The organism is Burkholderia humptydooensis (assembly GCF_001513745.1).
GTDB classification, from domain to species: Bacteria; Pseudomonadota; Gammaproteobacteria; order Burkholderiales; family Burkholderiaceae; genus Burkholderia; species Burkholderia humptydooensis.
Genome location: NZ_CP013380.1, coordinates 3,744,512 through 3,764,995 on the forward strand (window position 1 = coordinate 3,744,512; position 20,484 = coordinate 3,764,995).

The following is a 20,484-nucleotide window of genomic DNA, read 5'->3' on the forward strand; positions in this document are numbered from 1 at the left end:
ATTATACGGAAGTTCGCCGCCCGTCAGCGCCACGCGCCGACGACGACGCGCTTCAGGATATGCAGCTTGCGATGGAAGAAATGCTCGGCGCCCGGAATCACGACGACGGGCAGCTCCTGCGGACGCGCCCAGTCGTAGACCGACGCGATCGGCACCGTGTCGTCGTTCTCGCCGTGGATCACGATCGTGTCTTCCGGCACGTCGGCGACTTGCCAGCGGCTCGCCGCCGTGCCGACGAACACCATCCGCTCGATCGCCTGCCCCGCGTCGCGCAGCCGCTTGCCGACGTGCGACAGCACGAACGTGCCGAACGAGAAGCCGGCGAGCACGATCGGCAGCTCCGCGTGGCCGGGCAGCGCGCGCATGTGCGCGAGCACCGCGAGCAGATCGTCGACTTCGCCCGCGCCGTTGTCGTGCTCGCCCTCGGTCGCGCCGACGCCGCGAAAATTCGAGCGGATCACCGCGTAGTTCAACTGGACGAAGATGCGCGCGAGCGTCTGCGCGACCTTGTTGTCCATCGTGCCGCCGAAGAGCGGATGCGGATGCGCGACGAGCGCGATCCCGCGCGGCGCGGCCGAGCCGTCGCGCACGGCGTCGGGCAGGTCGATCGCGATCTCGATGTTGCCGACGGGGCCGGCGACCAGGGACTTCTGGGTATGGGCGTTCATGCGACAGCGTGTGGGGCGATTCGAAAAACCGTGCTCAAATTCTCAGGCGCTCGACGACCTGGCCGTCGCGCAGATGCGATTCGACGATTTCGTCGATGTCGCTCTTGTCGACGTACGTGTACCAGGTGCCTTCCGGATAGACGACGACGACAGGGCCTTCCTCGCAGCGGTCGAGGCAGCCCGCCTTGTTGACGCGCACCTTGCCCGCGCCCGCGAGGCCGAGCTCCTTGACGCGCTTCTTCGCGTATTCCTGCATCTCCTGCGCGCCGCAGTTCGCGCAGCTCGGGCGCTCGGCGTCCTTTTCGCGCTGGTTCAGGCAGAAGAAGACGTGGTGTCGATAGTAGGGATCCATGATGTGGCCCATTGCGTGCGGACGCCGCGTGAGCGCCCGGCGTTATTGGACAGAAACCCGGACAGAAACCCGGACAGCAACTCGAACAGAAACCCGGATTGAAACTCGGATTGAAACGATCAGCCGGCATCGGCAGGCAGGTCGCGGCCGGTAGTCGTGGCCGATTATAGCGACCGGCGCCGTTTGCCGCTGGCGCCGCGCGAAGCGCCCGCCCCGCGCTTCGCGAGCCACGCGCCCTCCGCGCGGCCGGCAAGCCAGACGAGCGCCGCGTACGGCCAGATCCACGCGAGCCAGCGCGCGATGCTGTTGAAGTGCACGTAGCGGCCCTGCTGCCAGCCGGACAGCGCGAAATCGAAGAACGGATTGACGGGCAGCACGTTGACGAGCACGAGCGCGACGGCGAGCGCGGCCGCCGCGAGCGCCGCGCGCCATGCGCCCGGCAGCCGCAGCGCGACGAGCGCGGCGACGAGGCCCGCCGCGATGCCGCGCAGCGCGCCGGGCGTCGCCCAGTCGAACACGAGCCCCGTGTGCGACTGCATGAACGTCGCGGCCGCCTTCAGCGCAAGCGCGAACGCGGTGAAGCCGACGACGAGCCGCACGCGCGGCGCGCGCACGCGCATCGCGAGCGACGCCACCGCGAGCGCCGCGAACAGGCCGAGCGCGGCGAGCAGCGTCTCCCATGCGGAATCGGACAGGAGGCCGTCGAGCCGGTCCGGCCACGCGGGCACGTTCCACGCGCCGGGCGCCCATGCGAGGAGCGCGCCGCGCATCGACACGTCGGCGCGCTCCCACAGCTCGCTCGGCCAGTCGCCGATGCCGAACAGGAACGGCGACGGAAACAGGATCGCGCCCGCCCACAGCGCGGTGAGAAAGAGCGGCGTCGGCGCGTCGCGCTCGAACCACGCGAAGCGCACGCGCCGCACGACGCCGCGCTCGATCAGCGCGGTCGCGGCGGGCGCGGCCGCCGCCGCGCCGACGAGCGCGCCGAGCGCGTTCGCCGCGAGATCGAGATTCGACGACACGCGCGTCGGCAGGTAGGTTTGCAGCGCCTCCATCGCGCCCGACAGCAGCGCGCCCGCGAGCGTCGCGGCGAGCACGGCCGGCACGCCGCGCAGCGGATAGAGCGCGAGCACCGCGAGCGCGCCGAACGGCAGATAGCCGATCACGTTGCTGACGACGTCGAACGCGGTCAGATAGCGCGGCAGCGGCGCGAGCAGATAGTCGAACGGGCCGATGCCGAGCGAGCGCCAGCCCGTGAACGGATAGAGCGACGCATAGACGACGAGCGCCGCGTAGACGGCGAACGCCTGACGCGCGAGCGTCGACTGGCGACGCTGCCGGCGCGCGGCGGGCGTCATCCCGGCGGCGCCGGGCACGGCGCGGCACGCGTCATCCCGGCGGCGGCGCGCGCGGCGGCGTTCATGGCGCGGCCGCGTAAGCCTGGACGCCGAGCCACGCGACGATCTGCGCGACGAGCTCGTCGCTCGCCGAGGCGAGCGCCTGCGCGCCGCCCGCCGCATCCGGCGTGCTCGCCGGCGCGCGCGACACGAACGTGCGCTGGCCGAGCACCCGGCCGTCCTGCGTGAGCGTCGCGCGCGCGGTGACGGCCGCGTGGCTCTCCGAGCGGCCGTCGAACACCTGCTCGAACTCGGACAGCTCGACCTTCAGCACCGGCGCGCGCACGCCGTCGCCACCCTCGAGCACCGCGCCGCGCAGCGACAGCGCGCCGCGCAGCCGCTGCGTCAGCAACTGCGCGGGCGGCGCGGTCCATTTGCTGTCGCGGTAGACGGCGATCCGCTGCGCGTCCGCATACGCGAGCCGGTAGACGAAGCGGTCCGAGTTGAGCGCGTCGGGCGCGCTCACGTCGAGCACCTTGAGCGCGGGCCCCGCGCCCGCCGACGCGGCCGGCTGCGCCGGACCGAGGTCGTAGCGGATGTTCGTGAGCGCGGCGGGCGTGCCCGCGCAGCCGCTCGCGCCCGCGATCGCGAGCACCGCGGCGAGTGCGAGCGCCGGACGGCCGCGGCGGAACAATGAACCTGACATGAAGTGTGTGTGCATCGCGAATTCCAGAAAAACTTATTGGGCAGGCGTGGCGCCCGGCCACACGAATCCCGACTCGCCCGGGCCCGGCTCCGCCGCCGGCGCGCCGAACAGCAGGCTGCGCGGATTGCGGCCGACGTCGCCCGCGACGTCCTTCAGCGTGCGCGACGTGTCGCCGACGTTCGTCGCGAGCGCGTTGAAGCGCGGCAGCGTGTCGTAGCGCACGCGCGCGCTCAGCTCGGCAAGCGTGTCGTTCATCGACGCAAGCGCCTGCCCCGCGCGGTTCAGGTTCGCGACGAGCGGCCCGCCCGGCGCGACGAGCGCGTTCGCCGAGCCGAGCGCGCGGTTCACGTGCGCCATCGTCTGCGGCATCTGTGCGAGCGCGGGCTCGACCTGCTTCGACAGTTGCGTGATGCCGTCGGCCGCGTGCTGCATGCTCGCCGCGGTCGCCTTCAACTGGCCGCGCATCTCGGGCGACAGCATCTCGTTCACGCTCTTCGCGGCGATCTCCATCTGCTTGAGCAGCACGTCGCCGCGCTGCTGGAGCTGGTCGAACAGGCTCGGGCGCATCGGGATCTGCGCGACCGCCTTCGCCGACGTCGGCAGCGGCGCAAGATCGGCGCCCGTGTCGTCGAGCTGCACGAACGCGATGCCCGTCACGCCCTGGAAGCCGAGGCTGCCGAATGTCGAGCGCGTGATCGGCGCGTTCGTGTCGACGAGGATGCGGATCACGATCTGGCCCGGATGGCCGCGATCGAAGTTGATCGACTGCACCTTGCCGACGTCGAGCCCGCGATAGCGGACGGCCGCGTCGGGAAAGAGCCCCGTCACGTTCGAGCGCGACACGAGATCGTACGGCGCGCGCACCGTGCGATCGACGTTGAACCAGTAGACCGCGCCGACGATCGCGGCGAGCAGCGCGATCGTGAAGAGGCCGGCCCAGAACGCGTGTGATTTGTTTTCCATGCGGGGGTTCCCTCGTGTTCCTCGACTACAGCTCGACGTCCGACGGCGCCGGCTCAAGCGCGGCCTTCGGCAGGCGCGCGCGACGCTCGGGCGGCAGCGCCTGCAGCGCGCGGCGGCCGCGCCGGCCGAGAAAGTATTCGCGGATGAACGGATGATCGACGCCCGCCGCCACCTCGACGCTCGCCGCGACGAGCACCTTGCGCTCCGCGATCACCGCGACGCGCGTCGACAGCGCGACCATCGTGTCGAGATCGTGCGTGACCATCACGACGGTCAGGCCGAGCGTGCGATGCAGCGTCGCGATCAGCTCGACGAACTCGTCGGACGCGCCGGGGTCGAGCCCCGCCGTCGGCTCGTCGAGGAACAGCAGCTCCGGCTCGAGCGCGATCGCGCGCGCGATCCCGACCCGCTTGACCATCCCGCCCGACAGCGCAGCCGGCATCTTCGACGCATGCTTGCACGGCAGCCCGACCATCTCGAGCTTGAGCATCACGATGTCGTGCAGCAGATCTTCCGGCACGCGGCCGAGCTCGCGCAGCGGCTGCGCGACGTTGTCGAACACGGTCATCGACGAGAACAGAGCGCCGTGCTGGAACAGCATGCCCGAGCGGCTGCGCATCACGCGCGCGGTGTCGGCGTCGATCTTCGAGGTGTCCTCGCCGAACACCCTGATCGTGCCGGCGCTCGGCCGCTCGAGCCCGAGGATCTGCCGCACGAGCGTCGTCTTGCCCGAGCCCGAGCCGCCGACGATCGACACGATCTCGCCCGCGCGCACGTCGAAGTCGAGATGTTCGTGGACGACGTTGCGCCCATAGCGCTTCGTCAGATCGCGCACCTCGATCACGAAATCGTCGTCGCGCGCGCTCATCCGAGCCCCACGTTCTGGAAAAGGATCGCGAACACCGCGTCGGCGAGGATCACGACGGTGATCGACGTGACGACGGACGTCGTCGTCCCTTCGCCGAGGCTCTGCGAATTCGCCTTGATCCGGAAGCCGAAGTGGCACGCGACGAGCGCGATCAGCATCCCGAACACGACGCCCTTGCCGAGCCCGATGAACAGGTTCGCGATCGGCACGACGGACGGCAGCGAGCGCACGAAGAAGTTCAGGTCGATGCCGAGCACGAACTTCGCGGCGAGCGCGCCGCCCGTGAGCGCGATGACGTTGGTCCACATCACGAGGAGCGGCATCGCGACGCCCAACGCGAGCACGCGCGGCAGCGTGATCCGCAGGCCGTGCGGAATGCCCATCACGCGCATCGCGTCGAGCTCTTCCGTCACGCGCATCACGCCGATCTGCGCGGTGATCGCGGAGCCCGAGCGGCCCGCGACGAGGATCGCCGACAGCACCGGTCCGAGCTCGCGGATCACCGAGAGGCCGAGGATGTTGACGATGTAGCGGTTCGCGCCGAACAGTTGCAACTGCTGCGCGGACAGATACGACAGCACGATGCCGATCAGGAACGCGACGAGCGCCGTGATCGGCAGCGCCTTGGCGCCCGCCGCGTAGACGTTCGCGGAAATCTCCGTCCACGGCATCGTGCGCGGCCGGCGCAGCACCGACAGCAGATCGACGATCAGGCCGCCGAGCAGCGCGATGCCGCCGTACAGGTGCTCGCCGAACGTGAAGAGGCCCTGGCCGAAGCGCGTGACGGGATCGATCCGCACGACGGGCTCGGGCGCCTCGCGGCCCGCGTCGAGCCGCTCGATGCGCTCGAACACGATCCGCTGGGTGTCGGTGAGCGCGATCCCGGCGGGCAGCCTGCGGCCCCACACGCGCCACAGCGCCTGGCCGCCGACGTGGTCGAGCCGGTCGACGCCCGACAGGTCCCACTCGCCGACGGACTCCTTCGCGAGCCGGGCGATCCGGCGCGCGACGTTGCCGCGGTCGCGCGCGAGCGCGAGCGCCGTCCACTGGCCGGACAGGCGCACGGTCTGGCCTTGGCTGCCGGCGTCGACCGACAGGCCGGGAGGAGTCTGGAAGTTCAAGGGCGATTTTGCAAAACGGTGACAGCGGCCATTGTAGCGAACCGCTTCGCCGCGCGAAGTCTCGTTTCGCCCGGCCGCCCGGCGCGGCGCGCGCGAGGCGCGCGGCCCGCACCGGCGGCTCCCGCGCCGCGCAAGCTTCCGGCATGCTTTCCGCGCGCCTTCCGGTCAGCCTTCCGAACGCTTTCATTCTTCGGTCACGTTTCCTTTCGATACTCTCACGCGCTGCATGCCAGGCCGCCGGCGCATGCGCCGCTCACGCCATCCCCGGCTCAACGGAAACAGAACAGGAAAAATCCCGATGCCATTCCCCTTGCGTTTTCGCCGGCGGCGCCTAGCCGCCGCCCTCGTCGCGTGCGCGGCGCTCGTCGCCGGCTGCAACGACGACGTCGACTCGCCGCCGCCCGCGTCGTCCGACGCGCAGGCCCCCGCCGGCACGAAGGCGACGCTCGCCTTGCTCGAGACGACCGATCTGCACACGAACGTGCTGTCGTACGATTACTTCAAGCTCGCGGCGGACAAGTCGCTCGGTTTCGAGCGCGTCGCGACGCTGATCGCGCAGGCGCGCGCGCAATACCCGAACACGCTGCTGCTCGACAACGGCGACACGATCCAGGGCACGGCGCTCGCCGACTACCAGGCGCTCGTGAAGCCCGTGTCGTGCAGCGAGACGCTCGCGATCTACAAGGTGATGAACGCGGCGAAGTTCGACGGCGGCGGCATCGGCAATCACGAATTCAACTACGGGCTGCCGTACCTGTCGCAGGTGACGGGCAACGCGTTCGCCGTCGACGGCCTGCCCGATCCGGCGCAGCAGAAGAAATGCGCGGGCCCGGGCTTCCCGCAGGTGCTCGCGAACGTGATCAGCGCGAAGACGAACGCGCCCCTCTTCACGCCGTACACGATCCTCACGAAGACCGTCACCGCGACGACGCCTGACGGCCGCACGATCACGGCGCCCGTGAAGGTCGGCATCATCGGCTTCACGCCGCCCGCGATCATGAGCTGGGACAAGCGCTGGCTCGACGGCAAGGTCTACACGACGGGCCTGAAGGAAGCGGCCGAGAAGTACATCCCCGAGATGCGCGCGAAGGGCGCGGACCTCGTCGTCGCGATCTCGCACGGCGGCCTCGACAACTCGCCGTACTCGCCGACGATGGAAAACGGCAGTTGGTGGCTGTCCACCGTGCCCGGCATCGACGCGATGCTGATCGGCCACTCGCACCAGGTGTTCCCCGACGCGATGAGCACGGTCGCGCAGTTCAACCTGCCGGGCGTCGACAAGGCGAAGGGCACGGTCAACGGCGTGCCGACCGTGATGGCGAACTACTGGGGCAAGCACCTCGGCGTGATCAAGCTCGGCCTCGCGTTCGACGGCAAGACGTGGAGCGTCGACAAATCGCAGACGAGCGTCGAGGCGCGCTCGATCCAGAATCCGGACAAGAGCTACGTCGCCGCCGATCCGTCGGTGGCCGCGGCGATCGCGGCCGAGCATCAGGCGACGATCGACTACGTAAAGACGCCGATCGGCAGCACCGACTACCGGATGACCAGCTATTTCGCGGACGTGGGCGACCCGGGCGCGATCCGGATCGTCAACGAGGCGCAGGCCGACTACGTCGCGAGCTACGTGCAGGCGAACCTGCCGCAGTACGCGTCGCTGCCGGTGCTGTCGGTGAGCGCGCCGTTCAAGAGCGGCTTCGGCGGCGGCAACGACTTCACCGACGTCGCGGCGGGCGCGCTCGCGATCAACAACGCGGCCGACCTCTACCTGTATCCGAACACGGTCTACGCGGTGAAGGTGAGCGGCGCGGACATCAAGAACTGGCTCGAGACCGCGGCGAAGCGCTTCAACACGATCGATCCGACGAAGGCGACCGTGCAGAAGCTCGTGAGTTCGTTCCCCGGCTACAACTTCGACATGTTCACGTCCGCCGATCTGCGCTACGAGATCGACGTCACGCAGGCGGTCGGCAGCCGGATCAGGAACCTCGTGTACAAGGGCGCGCCGATCGATCCGAATGCGCAGTTCATCGTCGCGACGAACAACTACCGCGCGAGCGGCGGCGGCAACTTCCCGGGCCTCGACGGCAGCAAGACGATCTTCGCGTCGCCCGACGCGAACCGCGACGTGCTGATCGCGTACATCAAGAAACGCGGCCAGATCACGCGCGCGGCGGACGGCATGCAGCGTAGCTGGCGCTTCACGAAGCTCGCGGGCTCGATCGCGCACGTGCAGTTCGCATCGGCGCCGAACCTCGTCGCGCTCGCGAACGCCGCGAGCGTCGCGGGCATCACGCAGGTCGCGGCCGACGACGGCTCCGGCAAGGGGCTCGCGACTTACGAGATCGATCTGACGCAATGACGGAGCGGGCGGCGCGCGCCGCCAAGACGCGCCGCGCGCCGCCCCGCCCGTCGACCCTGAAACCGATTCACCTCGATGATGAACGCGACCAAGAATCTGCTCTCGACTCATGCTCAAGCCGCGACGCCGCCCGATGGCGCCCGTCGCCCATCGCCGCTGCGGCGCCTGCTGCGCGCGACGCTGTCGCCCGCCGGCATGCTCGCCGTCGCCGCGGCGCTCGCGGCGGGCGTCGCCGCGACGGACCGGATCGGGCGCCCGGCGTCCGGCGCGCCGGGCGTCACCCGCGCGCAACTCGACGAATGGCGCGCGATGGTCGAACAGGCGGCCGAGCCGAACGCGCTCGGCCGCCTGCGCGCGCTCGCGCGGCGCGGCTCGACCGACGCGCAATCGGCGCTCGGCCTTGCGCTCGCCGGCTCGCGCGATCTCGCGCTGCGCGACGAAGGCAGGCGCTGGCTCGAAACGGCCGCGCACGCGAACCCGGCCGGCCGCGCGCCGACGAGCGCCGGCGTGCGCGACGCGCGCCTCGCGCTCGGCAAGGCGTGGCTGCTCGGCACGGGCGGCGTCGCGCGCGACTACCCGCGCGCGCTCGCGATGCTGCGCCCGCTCGCCGCCGCGGGCGATCCGAACGCCGCGTACTACGTCGGCCTCATCTACCGCAGCGGCTACGGCACGCCCGCCGATCCGACCGAGGCGGCCCGCTGGTTCGAGCTTGCCGCGCGGCACGACATCGCGGCCGCGCAGTTCATGCTCGCGAACGCTTACCGCGACGGCAGCGGCGTGCATCGCGACGAAGCGCGCGCGCTCGCGCTGTACCGGCAGGCCGCCGACCACGAGCTGCCGGAAGCGGTGCAAACGCTCGCGATCGCATACCGCAACGGCGAGCTCGGGCTGCCGCGCGATCCCGACGCGTTCCATGCGCAGTGGATCGAGGCCGCGCACGCGCTCAAGCATCCGGCGCTCGCGCCTTGAGCGGGCGGTGACGGCGGAGCGGTGACGGCGGGGCGGTAACGGACAACGACGGGTAGCGGGCGGCGAATGACAGGTAGCGGATGGCGAGTGGCGGTGACAGGCGACGGCCCGCCGCCGTGAGCGCGCGCCGCGACGCAGCGCCGCCCGTGCGCGGCTATGATGGGCGCATCGCCGACGAACCCGCGCACGGACGCGATCCGCCCTCCCCGTCAAGCGACGGGACCATCGAACATTACGCTGGCAACCGTCGGCCAGTTCCGCAACAATACGCGCCATGAATGTCGCCACCCAACCTTCAACGCCCGCGAGCGACGGGCCGCTCATCGATCGCGCCCGCGTCGATGCGCACCTTGCCCCCGCCGCGCGCGAATGGTCGATCGAGATCGTCGACACGACCGGCTCGACCAACGCCGACCTCGGCGCGCACCTGAAAACGCTGCCCCGCCGCCGCGACGCGCTCGCCGCGCCGATCGCGCGCGTCGCGTACGAGCAGACGGCCGGGCGCGGCCGGCAAGGTCGCCCGTGGTTCGCGAAGCCGGGCGACGCGCTGCTTTGCTCCGTCGCGTGCGTGCTGCCGCGCCCCGTTGGCGCGCTCGCGGGGCTGAGCCTCGCCGTCGGCGCGGCGCTTGCCGAAGCGTTCGCCGCGCTGCCCGCCGAACCGCGCGACGGCGTCGCCGACGACGCCCGCCGCATCGCGCTCAAATGGCCGAACGACCTGCTCGTCGCGACGACGCGCGACGGCGAAACCGCGATCGTCGGCAAGCTCGCCGGCGTGCTGATCGAAACCGTCTGGAACACGAGCGATGCGACCGCGGTCGTGATCGGCTTCGGCGTCAACGTGCGCACGGCCGACGCCGCCGCAGCCGAAATCGACGCGCTGCGCGCGCGCGACGCGACGCTCGCGGGCGGCCTGCCGCCCGTCGCGCTCGCCTCGGTGCGCGCCGGCGCGACGCTCACCGATACGTTCGCCGCCGCGCTGAACGCGCTCGCCGCCGCGCTGCCCGCGTTCGCGGCCGACGGCCTCGCGCCGTTCGCCGCGCGCTGGAACGCGCTGCACGCTTACGCGGGCCGCGAAGTCGCGCTGCTCGAACGCGGCGTGGAGCACGCGCGCGGCATCGCCGTCGGCATCGACGAAACCGGCCAGTTGCTGCTCGACACGCCCGCCGGCCGGCAAGCGATCGCGGCGGGCGACGTGTCGCTGCGCGCGCCGGGAGCCGTCCGATGAGCGGTTTGCGCTTGCTGATCGACGCGGGCAACAGCCGCATCAAATGGGCGCTCGCGGATACCGAGCGCCATTTCGTCACGAGCGGCGCGTTCGAGCATGCGGACGACACCCCGGACTGGTCGACGTTGCCCGCGCCGCGCGGCGCGTGGATCTCGAACGTCGCCGGCGACGCGGCTGCCGCGCGCATCGACGCGCTGATCGACGCGCACTGGCCCGCGCTGCCGCGTACCGTCGTGCGCGCGAGCGCCGCGCAGTGCGGCGTGACGAACGGCTACGCGGAGCCTGCGCGCCTCGGCAGCGACCGCTGGGCGGGGCTCATTGGCGCGCACGCCGCGTTTCCGGGCGAGCATCTGCTGATCGCGACGTTCGGCACCGCGACGACGCTCGAAGCGCTGCGCGCGGACGGCCACTTCGCGGGCGGGCTGATCGCGCCCGGCTGGGCGCTGATGATGCGCTCGCTCGGCATGCACACAGCGCAGTTGCCGACGGTGTCGATCGACGCGGCGACGAGCCTGCTCGACGAGCTCGCCGCGAACGACGCGCCGCACACGCCGTTCGCGATCGACACGCCGCATGCGCTGTCGGCCGGCTGCCTGCAGGCGCAGGCGGGGCTCATCGAGCGCGCGTGGCGCGATCTCGAGCAAGCGTGGAAGGCGCCCGTGCGGCTCGTGCTGTCGGGCGGCGCGGCGGATGCGATCGTGCGCGCGCTGACCGTCCCGCACACGCGGCACGACACGCTCGTGCTGACGGGTCTCGCGCTGATCGCGCATTCGGCGTGACGCGCGCCGTGCGCGGATGCGGCCTGCGCGCCGCGCGCACGAAGCGGGGCCTCGCGGCGATGCGCGATGGAGTGAGGGTAACGAAACGATTCCTGGGAGTATTGACGATGCTGCGCTGGCTGATCTCGATTCTCTTTCTCGCCAACATGCTCGCGTTCGTCGTGGTGCGCGGCGTGTTCGGCCCGCTGCCCGCCGCGGGCCCGCGCGAGCCGGGCCATGCGCTGCTGCAGGTGCGGCCGGATGCGCTGCGCGTGACGCCCTTGTCGCAGGCGGCGGATCAGCCGATCGTCGGCGGGCCGATCGTGTCGCCGACGCTCGACACCGCGCCGCTGAACGCGTTCGGCGCAGCGCCGGGCTGGCCGGCGGCGTTGGCATCTTCATCGTCGCCGGCTGCGTCCGCCCTCGCGCCAACCTCCCCGCGCGCCCCCGCCGCGCGATAACCCGGCGGCAGACCACCGTCGCGCGCGCACTCGCTCAGCTCGACTGCGAGCGCACCTTCTTCAAGAGCGCGGTCGTCGAGCGCTCGTGCTCGAACGGTATCGCGAGCGAGCGCCCGCCCCATCCGCGCACAAGCGCCGATTCGGGCAGCGCGTCCATGTCGTAGTCGCCGCCCTTCACGAGGATGTCGGGGCGCACCGCCTCGATCAGCGACACCGGCGTCTTCTCGTCGAAGCCGACGACCCAGTCGACGCATTCGAGCGCGGCGAGAAGCGCCATCCGGTCTTCCTGCACGTTGATCGGCCGGTCGTCGCCCTTGCCGAGCATGCGCACCGATGCGTCGCTGTTCACGCCGACGATGAGGCACGCGCCGAGCGCTTTCGCGTCGGCGAGATAGGTGACGTGGCCGCGATGCAGGATGTCGAACACGCCGTTCGTGAAGACGACGGGCGCGGGCAGCGACGCGCGCAATGCGACGAGCGCGTCGCGGGTGATCAGCTTGCGTTCGAACGAAGCGGGCATGGGGCGAAAACTCGTTGGACGGATGAACGGGAAAACGATGTCGAGCGTCGCGGCTCACACGCGCCGGCCGCGACCCGCATCGGCAAGAATCGGCAAAAGAAAAGCCCGCCGGACCTGCGAGCGGGCCTGTCGCGATGCGGCGCCGCGCGTCACACGGGCTGCGTGGCGGCCGGGCCGCTCTCCGGCTGCAGGCGCGCGGTCACTTCCTTGCGGTAGCGGTTCAGCTCCTGCGCGGTCGCGAACGTGCGCTCGAACAGCACCGACAGGTTGTGCAGAATCCGCTCGACGACCTTCTTCTCCCACTCGCCGTCGAAGCGGATCTGCTCGTCGAGCCAGCGCTCGAGCCATTCCGGATCGGGCAGGCGCGACTGCACGGTGTCGCGCGGGAACAGCGACTGGTTCACGTGCAGGTTCGTCGGGTGCAGCGGCTTCTCGGTGCGGCGCGCCGACGCCATCAGCACGCCGATCTTCGAGAACGCCGCGCGCGCGACATCGCCGCAGTTGCTGAGCGCCTTCTTCATGTAGCGCAGATACGCGCCGCCATGACGCGCCTCGTCGCGAGAAATCGTCTCGTAGATGTGCTTGATGACGGGCTCGGTATGCCACTCGGCCGCACGGCGATACCAGTGGTTCAGGCGGATCTCGCCGCAGAAGTGCAGCATCAGCGTCTCGAGCGGCGGCGCCGGGTCGAACTCGAAGCGCACCGCGTGCAGCTCCTCCTCGGTCGGCATCAGCTCCGGCTTGAAGCGGCGCAGGTACTCCATCAGCACGAGCGAATGCTTTTGCTCCTCGAAGAACCACACGCTCATGAACGCGGAGAAGTCGCTGTCGTGATGATTGTCGCGCAGGAACATCTCCGTCGCGGGCAGCGCCGACCACTCGGTGATCGCGTTCATCTTGATCGTCTTCGCCTGCTCGTCGGTCAGGAGCGACGCGTCGAACTTGTCCCAAGGGATGTCCTTTTCCATGTCCCAGCGGACAGCTTCGAGCGACTTGTAGAGTTCCGGATAAAGCATGGTGTTCATGGTCCCACCCCTGTTCTGCGCAATGCGACAACTAAACGAGACTGTTGCGGAAAATCGGCCCAGTGAGGGCGCTTTCGCGGCCAAGTCGATAATTTTACGCGCTAATCCGGGCCCGGACGCAGGTTTCGCGCCGGACGCCGGGCGACCGCGCTTCCACCGTGGGGCAGGCCGCACTCAGCGCTCCCGGCGATCGGAAGCCGTGCCGCGCGTGCCTGAAAGGCGCCGGCGCACCGCCGGCTTCGTTGCAAGGCCCCGCACGCGCCTGCCGTCCTGGACGGCCGCGCGCGAGCGGCCCGATGTGATGTATTCGGCGGCGGCCATGATAGCACGCGACCATGACCGTTCCGGGACGGCGGCGAACGCCAGAGCCGCGCCAGTGCGGCAAAGCGTCGCAGCGAAAGCATTCCGTCAGCGTGGCGAAAACGCAACCGAAACCGCGGGGGGCGACGGCCGGACGCGACGAGTTCGCCGCGCCCATCACATCGTCGTCCGCCGCGCGACGCTCGCGCCCGCGCCGACGCTCGCGCCGGGAGCGCGCTCGGCCTCCGCGACGCGGCGCTCGGCGGACGCGATCCACTGCGCGAGCCGCTCGCGCTGCCCGTGAGCGTCGCGGTAGCCGAGCTCGACGAGTTCGCGCGCAAACTCGGCCTCGAACAGCAGATAGCTCGCGAACGACGCGCCCGCCGGCTTGTTGCCGCCGACCGCGCCAAGCAGCCCGCGCACCGTGAGCGGCAGCCGCTTCAGATGCTTCGACGCGATGAGCTCGATCCGCTCGGACGGCGCGATCGCGAGCACGTCGACGTGCCGCCAGCCGCTCGCCGGCTCGACGTACGCGGGCAGGTGCTCGATCATCCGGTTCACGTGGTCGATCCGCTCGATGTCCGCGCCGATCGAATCGAGGAACACGCTCGCGAGCACCTGCTGGCCGATCTGCGCGAGCGACGGGTAGCCGCGCCCGTTGCCGCTCGCGGCGGGCACCTCGGGCCGCGGGTCCGCCGCGCCGACGACGACGATCCGGTCGCTGCCGAAATGGATCGCGGGCGACAGCGGCGCGATCTGCCGGATCGAGCCGTCGCCGAAATATTCGATCTGGCCGTCGAGCACGAGCGGCACCGCGGGAAACACGAACGGGATCGCCGACGACGCGATCAGATGCTCGGCCGACAGGTCGACCATCCGCGCGGTGCGCTCCGCGCGCCGCCATGCCTGGATCGGCTCGCTCGCCTGATAGAACGTCAGGTGCCGGCCGCTCGAATAGCTGAGCGCCGTCACCGACAGCGCATGCAGCTTGCGCGCCTCGAGCATCAGTTCGATCCGGCGGAAATCGAGCTCGCGCCGCAGCAGGTAGGCGAGCGGCGCGTTGTCGAGCAGCCCGCGCGGCGAGCGGCGCGCGGCCCAGCCGATGCTCATCGCGGCAAGCCAGCGCGCGCCCGCGGCGGCGATGCCGAGCCAGTCGGTCCGGTAGACGCGCTCGGCGCGCAGTTGCTCCCAGAATTCGAGCAGACGCCGCACACCGTACTCGAAGTCGTCGGCGTGGCTCGCGAGCGACGTCGCATTGATCGCGCCCGCCGACGAGCCGCAGATCACCGTGAACGGCGACGTGCGCCGCTTCGGATCGACGTCATGCGCGATCTCGGCGAGCCCCTTCAGCACGCCGACCTGATACGCGGCGCGCGCGCCGCCTCCCATCAGCACGAGCGCGAGCCGCATGTCTGCCTCAGCGTGTCCTCATCGGCGCCGTGCGCGTCACGGGCTGCGCTTCGCCGGCTTCTTCGCGGCGGCGGGCTTCGCTGCGCCGGCCGCGCTCGATGCGCTCGATGCGCCCGGCGCGCGGTCGGCCGCCGAGCCGCTCGCGCGCGGGGAAGCGGCGCGGCGTGTCGCCGGCTTCTTCGCGGCGGACGGCTTCGGCGCGGCGGCCGCGCCCGACGCGTGCGCGTCGCCGCCCGCCGCCATGCCCGGCTGCGTCATCGCAAAACGCGCGAGCTGATCGAATTGCGATTGCAGCAGGTTCCACCAGCCCGCCGGATCGAATGCGTCGGCGGCGGACGGCGGCGTTTCGTTGCCGGCGTCGCCCGCCGCGCCCGCTTCGGCGCCCGTATCCGAGCCGGCGCGCGCGTCGGCCGGCTCGCCGGCGTACGCTTCGCGCTTCGTCGCCGGCGCGGATTCGCGCTGCGCCGAGTCGTCGGGCGACAGCGCGGCTTCGGCAGCGGCCATCGACGTCTGCGCGAGCGTGCCGAATGCACGCAGCGTCGCGAGCGTCGCGCGCTGCACCTCGAGCGCCTGGATCGCGGATTGCAGCATGCCGAGATTGAGCTTCAGCCATTGCTCGACCGCGCGCAGATCGGTGATCCGCTTGTCGAGCTCCTCGACGCTCGCGAGCGGCGCCATCAGGTCCGACATCGCCGACAGCGAAGGCGGCAACCCTTGCGACGCACCGGGAAACGCGCTCATTGCGCCGAACGGCGCAAGACGCATCATGTCCCACATCTTGTCGAGGAAGCCGGCGGGCTGAAAGCCGCCGTAGCCGGAAAACGGATTGGAGCCGTTGGTGTCGGTCATCGTCGATTCCTTCGAAGCGAGTGAAGCGGGTCGCGGAGAAACGCCGCGCGGCGGCGGCGTCCATGATCGATCATAGCGCGCGCGGCGCTCACGAAGGCGCGTCGCCCGTGAAGTCCGGCGCGCGGCGCTCGCGCAGCGAGCGAATGCCTTCGCGCACGTCCGGCCCGGAAAATCCCATGAATTCGAGCGCGAGCGATGCGTCGAACGTCGGCCCGGCGAGCCGCAGCCAGTTGTTGAGCGCGTACTTGGTCCAGCGGATCGCGCTTTGCGAGCCTTGCGCGAGGCGCTCCGCGAGCTCATACGCCTTCGGCAGCAGATCGTGATCGTCGACCGCGAGCGACACGAGCCCGATGCGCTCGGCTTCCTCACCGCTCACGGGCTCGCAGAGGAGCAGGTGGTATTTCGCCTTCGCCATCCCGCACAGCAGCGGCCAGACGATCGCCGCGTGATCGCCCGCGGCGACGCCGAGACGCGTGTGGCCGTCGATGATCCGCGCGCTCTTCGCGGCGATCGACACGTCGGCGAGCAGCCCCGCGACGAGCCCCGCGCCGACGGCCGGCCCGTGCATCGCCGACACGATCGGCTTGCCGCAGTTGATCACGTTGTAGACGAGATCGCGCGCCTCGCGCCAGACGCGCTCGCGCACCGCGTGATCGCCGGCCATCCGCTCGACGAGCGCGAGATCGCCGCCCGCCGAGAAGCCCTTGCCCTCGCCGCGGATCAACGCGACGCGCGCGTCGGGATCGCGGTCGATGTCGCGCCAGATGTCGGCGAGCTCGCGATGCATCGCCTCGCTCGCGACCGCGAGGCCGCTGCGGTTCGCGCCTTCGCCGCTCATCACGATTTCGACGATGCCGTGCGGCTGACGCCGGACGCGCAGCGCTTCGTAGCCGGCATAGAGAGCGAGATCGGTCATGCTGGACCTCCCTTCGATGTGGGTGTGGAGTTGGCGGTCGCGACGCGTGCAAATTCAGTGTAGCGAAGGCCGGGGGCGCGGTCATCCGGCGAAACCCGGCGCGGGATGGGCAATGCGGCGCGTGCGCGCCGCCGTGCCGGCAGGCATCGCGGGCGCGGCGGCGATACCCGCCTGCGCGGCCTGAGCGGACTGCGCGACCGCTGCGGCCCGGTCACGCGGCGGCGTCCACCGGCGCCACCGCCTGCTCGATCGCGCCGAAGATCGACTTCCCGGCCTCGTCGACCATCTCGATCTTCACCCTGTCGCCGTAGCGCATGAACTCGGTCTGCGGCGCGCCGTGCTCGATCGTCTCGAGGCAGCGCTTCTCGGCGATGCAGCAGTAGCCGCGCTTCGCATCCTTGTTCGACACCGTGCCCGAACCGACGATCGAGCCCGCGCGCACGTTGCGCGTCTTCGCCGCGTGCGCGATCAGTTGACCGAAGTGGAACACCATGTCGACGCCCGCATCCGGCTGGCCGACCTTCCTGCCGTTCCAGTGGACGAGCATCGGGCGATGCAGGCGGCCGTCGCGCCAGTGCTCGCCGAGCTCGTCGGGCGTCACGGCCACCGGCGCGAACGCGCTCGCCGGCTTGCTCTGGAAGAAGCCGAAACCCTTCGCGAGCTCGGCGGGAATCAGGTTGCGCAGCGACACGTCGTTCACGAGCGTGACGAGCCGCACCGCCTTCAGCGCTTCGTCGGGCGCGGCGCCCATCGGCACGTCGGCCGTGATCACCGCGACCTCCGCCTCGAAATCGATGCCCCACGCCTCCGACGCGCAGACGATGTCGTCGCGCGGCCCGAGGAAATCGTCGCTGCCGCCCTGGTACATCAGCGGATCGGTCCAGAATTCCGGCGGCATCTCGGCGCCGCGCGCGCGGCGCACGAGCTCGACGTGGTTCACGTACGCGGAGCCGTCCGCCCATTGGAACGCGCGCGGCAGCGGCGCCATGCAGTCGGCCGGCTCGAACGCGAACGCGTTGCGCGCGCGGCCGTGATTCAGCGCGTCGTACAGGTCGCGCAGTTGCGGCGCGTAGAACGCCCAGTCGTCCAGCACGCGCTGCAGCGTCGGCGCGATCGCGTCGGCGATCGCCGCCGTGTGCAGGTCGCGGGATACGACGATCAACTGGCCGTCGCGCGTGCCGTCCTTGAGCGAAGCAAGTTTCATAAGGAAGTGAGCCGTTGTAGTGACGATGGAAGGAATCTATTTTACGATGGCGAATCCGCGCGGCGGCACGCGCTGCGAGCCGCGCGGGGCTCCACCTCCCTTTCTCCCGCAACGCCGTGAACAAGTCCGCCTCGAACGCAACCGACGCCCCCGACGACGATCTCCCCGACGACCACGACTCCGCCGAGGAAAAGGTCCGCTCGGGCATCCAGTCGATCGAAGTCGGCTTTCGCCTCCTCGACGTGCTGACGAGCGAGCCGCGCGCGATGATGCTGCGCGACCTCGCGCAGCGCGCGGCAATGAGCCCGGCGAAGGCGCACCGCTACCTCGTCAGTTTCCAGCGGCTCGGGCTCGTGTCGCAGGACCCGGTGTCGGGCCGCTACGAACTCGGCGGCTTCGCGCTGCAGATGGGCTTGGCGCGCCTCGCGCGCGTCGACGGCGTGAAGCTCGCGCGGATCGCGCTCACCGCGCTGCGCGATCAGCTCGACCAGACAGTCGGCATCGCGGTATGGGGCAACCAGGGGCCGACGATCGTCCACTGGATGGAGTCGAGCCATCCGGCGAAGGCGTCGCTCAAGCTCGGCGACGTGATGCCGCTCCTCGGCTCGGCGACGGGCCTCGTGTTCGCCACGTATCTGCCGCGCAGCAAGACGGCCGCGATGATCGCGCGCGAGCTCGCCGACACGCGGCGCGCGGCGCACTACACGGGCCCGCGCACGCCCGCCGAAGTCGACGCGGCGCTCGCCGACGTGCGCGCGCATCGCGCGGCGCGCGTCGAAGGCATGCTGCTGCCGACGATCAACGCATTCGGGATGCCGGTGTTCGACGCGGTCGGCGATCTCGCGCTCGCGATCATCGCGCTCGGCCACGAAGGCGCATTCGACATCCGCTGGGGCGGCGAGGTCGACGTCGCGCTGCGCGCCTGCGCGCAAAAGCTGTCGTACGAGCTTGGGTATAGTGAAGGGGCGCGCGACGCCTGACGGGCGCCGCCGCATTCCGGAGCGCGCGAGTCGCGCGCCCCGTTTCCCGTTTCGTCGCTGTTCGAGAGGCTCGCCCGCCCCTGATGCCTTCGTCGTCCATCGTTTCACCGAATCCGCGCCGCGTACGGCGCGCGGCGTTCGTTCTCGCGCTCGTGCTCGCGCTGCACTGGCTCGCCGCGCTGTGGCTCGTGCGGTTTCGCGAGCCGTTCAAGCCCGTCGAGCCCGATAACGTGCCGGTTCAGGTCGAATTGCTGAAGCCGCAGCCGATCGAGCGCGCGAGCGCGCCCGAGAAGCCCGCCGCCGACGGGCCGCGGGCCGCGCCGAAGCGCGCGGCGCCTGCGCCCGCGCCGCGCGCCCGTGCGCCGCGCGCTTCGGCGCCCGTATCGAGCGCCGTCGAATCTCCCGACGAATCTCCCGCCGCCGCTTCCGCCACCGCTTCCGCGGCCGAGCCGGCGGGCGCGGCGGCGAGCGGTGCGGCGAGCGACGCAACGGGCAGCGCGGCAAGTAGCGCAGCGGCCGGCGCGTCGGGCGCAGCCGCGCCACCCGGCGAAGCAACAAAGGGCGTCAAGTTCGCGCTGCCGCCATCCGCCGACCTGCAATACGACACGTTCTACAACGGCATGCAAAACATGCCGGGCACGATCCACTGGCGCACCGACGGCAGCGGCTATTCGTTGTACGTATCGATGCCCGTGCCGTTCGTCGGCCCGTACACCTACGAAAGCCGCGGCCGCGTCGACGCGTTCGGCATCGCGCCGGCACGCTACGTCGAGACGCGCGGCAGGCGGCCGTCCGACTTCGCGATCTTCAATCGCGAGACGAAGCAAATCGTGTTCACCGGCACGCCGAATTCGCTCGCGCTGCCCGACGGCGCGCAGGACCGCTTCAGCATGCTGATGCAGCTCGCGGGCCTCGTCGGCGGCGATCCCGACGCGTATCGTCCGGGCGTCACGCGCGAGTTCTTCGTCGTCGATCGCGACAGCGGCGAGACATGGCCGATCACGACGATCGGCGACGAAACGATCTCGACGAGCGCGGGCTCGCTCGATGCTAGACATTTCATGCGACTGCCGCGCCGCGCGGGCGATGCGCGCCGCATCGACATCTGGCTCGCGCCGTCGCTCGGCTGGCTGCCCGTGCGGATGGTTCAGACGGAACCGAGCGGCGCGCAGATCGAGCTGCTGCTGCGCCAGCGCGCGAGCGCGAGCGATGCGGCGGGCGAACGCGCAAGCGCGGATGCGAACGGCGACTCCGGCGCGGCGTCCGCGCCGACGCCCGCGTCCGGCGCGCCGCGCAACGCAGACGAATCGGTAAATTCGACCGCGGGCGCGCCGGCCAGTCCGCCCGCCGTTCACGAGCGGCAACAACCTTGACAATCTTTGACACCAACTTTCGTCCACCGGAGGAGAATCGGAAACGTTTTAAGGTCATCGGCATCCAACCGATACGCCCCGGAGATGCGACCGGCGTGCAGCGCCAACCCCTTGAAA

20 protein-coding genes are annotated in these 20,484 nt (G+C 70.7%); 7 read left to right on the forward strand and 13 right to left on the reverse strand.

The window, feature by feature from the left end:
• Positions 1-23: 23 nt before the first annotated feature.
• From AQ610_RS16675 to AQ610_RS16705, 7 genes are all read right to left on the reverse strand, one after another.
• Complete coding sequence (locus AQ610_RS16675) at positions 24-668, reverse strand: alpha/beta hydrolase (RefSeq protein ID WP_006024377.1); 645 nt, start codon at positions 666-668, stop codon at positions 24-26.
• A gap of 34 nt (positions 669-702) precedes the next feature.
• Positions 703-1,020 carry a (2Fe-2S) ferredoxin domain-containing protein gene (locus tag AQ610_RS16680; RefSeq protein ID WP_015601571.1) on the reverse strand — a complete coding sequence of 106 codons (318 nt, stop codon included), beginning with the start codon at positions 1,018-1,020 and terminating at the stop codon, positions 703-705.
• Between the two features lie 164 nt (positions 1,021-1,184).
• Positions 1,185-2,396 carry a VanZ family protein gene (locus AQ610_RS16685; protein WP_197417869.1) on the reverse strand — a complete coding sequence of 404 codons (1,212 nt, stop codon included), beginning with the start codon at positions 2,394-2,396 and terminating at the stop codon, positions 1,185-1,187.
• 43 nt (positions 2,397-2,439) lie between these two features.
• Positions 2,440-3,078 (reverse strand): ABC-type transport auxiliary lipoprotein family protein, encoded by a 639-nt coding sequence (locus AQ610_RS16690; protein WP_043281967.1) that lies wholly within the window; start codon positions 3,076-3,078, stop codon positions 2,440-2,442.
• Between the two features lie 18 nt (positions 3,079-3,096).
• Entirely contained in the window at positions 3,097-4,026 is a 930-nt protein-coding gene (locus AQ610_RS16695; RefSeq protein ID WP_006024373.1) for an MlaD family protein, read from the reverse strand.
• Between the two features lie 25 nt (positions 4,027-4,051).
• On the reverse strand, positions 4,052-4,894 hold the full coding sequence (locus AQ610_RS16700; protein ID WP_006024372.1) for an ABC transporter ATP-binding protein: 843 nt from the start codon (positions 4,892-4,894) through the stop codon (positions 4,052-4,054).
• Positions 4,891-6,015 carry an MlaE family ABC transporter permease gene (locus tag AQ610_RS16705; protein WP_006024371.1) on the reverse strand — a complete coding sequence of 375 codons (1,125 nt, stop codon included), beginning with the start codon at positions 6,013-6,015 and terminating at the stop codon, positions 4,891-4,893. The genes AQ610_RS16700 and AQ610_RS16705 overlap by 4 nt, the downstream gene beginning before the upstream one ends.
• Before the next feature lie 298 nt (positions 6,016-6,313).
• Between AQ610_RS16705 and AQ610_RS16710 the strand changes: the two genes are divergently transcribed.
• The 5 genes from AQ610_RS16710 to AQ610_RS16730 all read left to right on the forward strand — a co-directional run bounded on the left by AQ610_RS16710 (position 6,314) and on the right by AQ610_RS16730 (position 11,790).
• Positions 6,314-8,377: a bifunctional 2',3'-cyclic-nucleotide 2'-phosphodiesterase/3'-nucleotidase gene (locus AQ610_RS16710; protein WP_043281964.1), complete on the forward strand. Its 2,064-nt coding sequence runs from the start codon at positions 6,314-6,316 to the stop codon at positions 8,375-8,377.
• A gap of 75 nt (positions 8,378-8,452) precedes the next feature.
• Complete coding sequence (locus AQ610_RS16715) at positions 8,453-9,346, forward strand: tetratricopeptide repeat protein (protein WP_006024369.1); 894 nt, start codon at positions 8,453-8,455, stop codon at positions 9,344-9,346.
• Between the two features lie 274 nt (positions 9,347-9,620).
• Positions 9,621-10,571, forward strand: coding sequence for a biotin--[acetyl-CoA-carboxylase] ligase (locus tag AQ610_RS16720; RefSeq protein WP_006024368.1), 951 nt, complete (start codon positions 9,621-9,623; stop codon positions 10,569-10,571).
• Entirely contained in the window at positions 10,568-11,350 is a 783-nt protein-coding gene (locus AQ610_RS16725; protein WP_006024367.1) for a type III pantothenate kinase, read from the forward strand. The genes AQ610_RS16720 and AQ610_RS16725 overlap by 4 nt, the downstream gene beginning before the upstream one ends.
• Positions 11,351-11,457: 107 nt before the next feature.
• Positions 11,458-11,790 (forward strand): hypothetical protein, encoded by a 333-nt coding sequence (locus tag AQ610_RS16730; RefSeq protein WP_043281962.1) that lies wholly within the window; start codon positions 11,458-11,460, stop codon positions 11,788-11,790.
• 34 nt (positions 11,791-11,824) lie between these two features.
• Here the strand turns inward: AQ610_RS16730 and rfaE2 are convergent, their stop codons facing one another.
• From rfaE2 to AQ610_RS16760, 6 genes are all read right to left on the reverse strand, one after another.
• Positions 11,825-12,310: a D-glycero-beta-D-manno-heptose 1-phosphate adenylyltransferase gene (gene rfaE2 / locus AQ610_RS16735; RefSeq protein ID WP_006024365.1), complete on the reverse strand. Its 486-nt coding sequence runs from the start codon at positions 12,308-12,310 to the stop codon at positions 11,825-11,827.
• Positions 12,311-12,459: 149 nt separating this feature from the next.
• The gene (locus AQ610_RS16740) at positions 12,460-13,335 is read right to left on the reverse strand and encodes a ferritin family protein (protein ID WP_009911126.1); all 876 of its coding nucleotides are present in this window, start codon (positions 13,333-13,335) and stop codon (positions 12,460-12,462) included.
• A 477-nt stretch (positions 13,336-13,812) separates the two neighbouring features.
• Positions 13,813-15,045: a patatin-like phospholipase family protein gene (locus tag AQ610_RS16745; protein WP_006024362.1), complete on the reverse strand. Its 1,233-nt coding sequence runs from the start codon at positions 15,043-15,045 to the stop codon at positions 13,813-13,815.
• A 36-nt stretch (positions 15,046-15,081) separates the two neighbouring features.
• The gene (locus AQ610_RS16750; protein ID WP_006024361.1) at positions 15,082-15,894 is read right to left on the reverse strand and encodes a PhaM family polyhydroxyalkanoate granule multifunctional regulatory protein; all 813 of its coding nucleotides are present in this window, start codon (positions 15,892-15,894) and stop codon (positions 15,082-15,084) included.
• Positions 15,895-15,982: 88 nt separating this feature from the next.
• Positions 15,983-16,810: an enoyl-CoA hydratase/isomerase family protein gene (locus tag AQ610_RS16755; protein ID WP_006024360.1), complete on the reverse strand. Its 828-nt coding sequence runs from the start codon at positions 16,808-16,810 to the stop codon at positions 15,983-15,985.
• 211 nt (positions 16,811-17,021) lie between these two features.
• Positions 17,022-18,014 carry a fumarylacetoacetate hydrolase family protein gene (locus tag AQ610_RS16760; protein WP_006024358.1) on the reverse strand — a complete coding sequence of 331 codons (993 nt, stop codon included), beginning with the start codon at positions 18,012-18,014 and terminating at the stop codon, positions 17,022-17,024.
• 116 nt (positions 18,015-18,130) lie between these two features.
• On the opposite strand from AQ610_RS16760, the gene AQ610_RS16765 reads away from it, so the two are divergent.
• Together AQ610_RS16765 and AQ610_RS16770 are read left to right on the forward strand one after the other, a co-directional pair.
• Positions 18,131-18,994: an IclR family transcriptional regulator gene (locus AQ610_RS16765; RefSeq protein WP_006024357.1), complete on the forward strand. Its 864-nt coding sequence runs from the start codon at positions 18,131-18,133 to the stop codon at positions 18,992-18,994.
• Positions 18,995-19,077: 83 nt separating this feature from the next.
• Positions 19,078-20,367 (forward strand): DUF3108 domain-containing protein, encoded by a 1,290-nt coding sequence (locus AQ610_RS16770; protein WP_006024356.1) that lies wholly within the window; start codon positions 19,078-19,080, stop codon positions 20,365-20,367.
• Positions 20,368-20,484 lie beyond the last annotated feature (117 nt).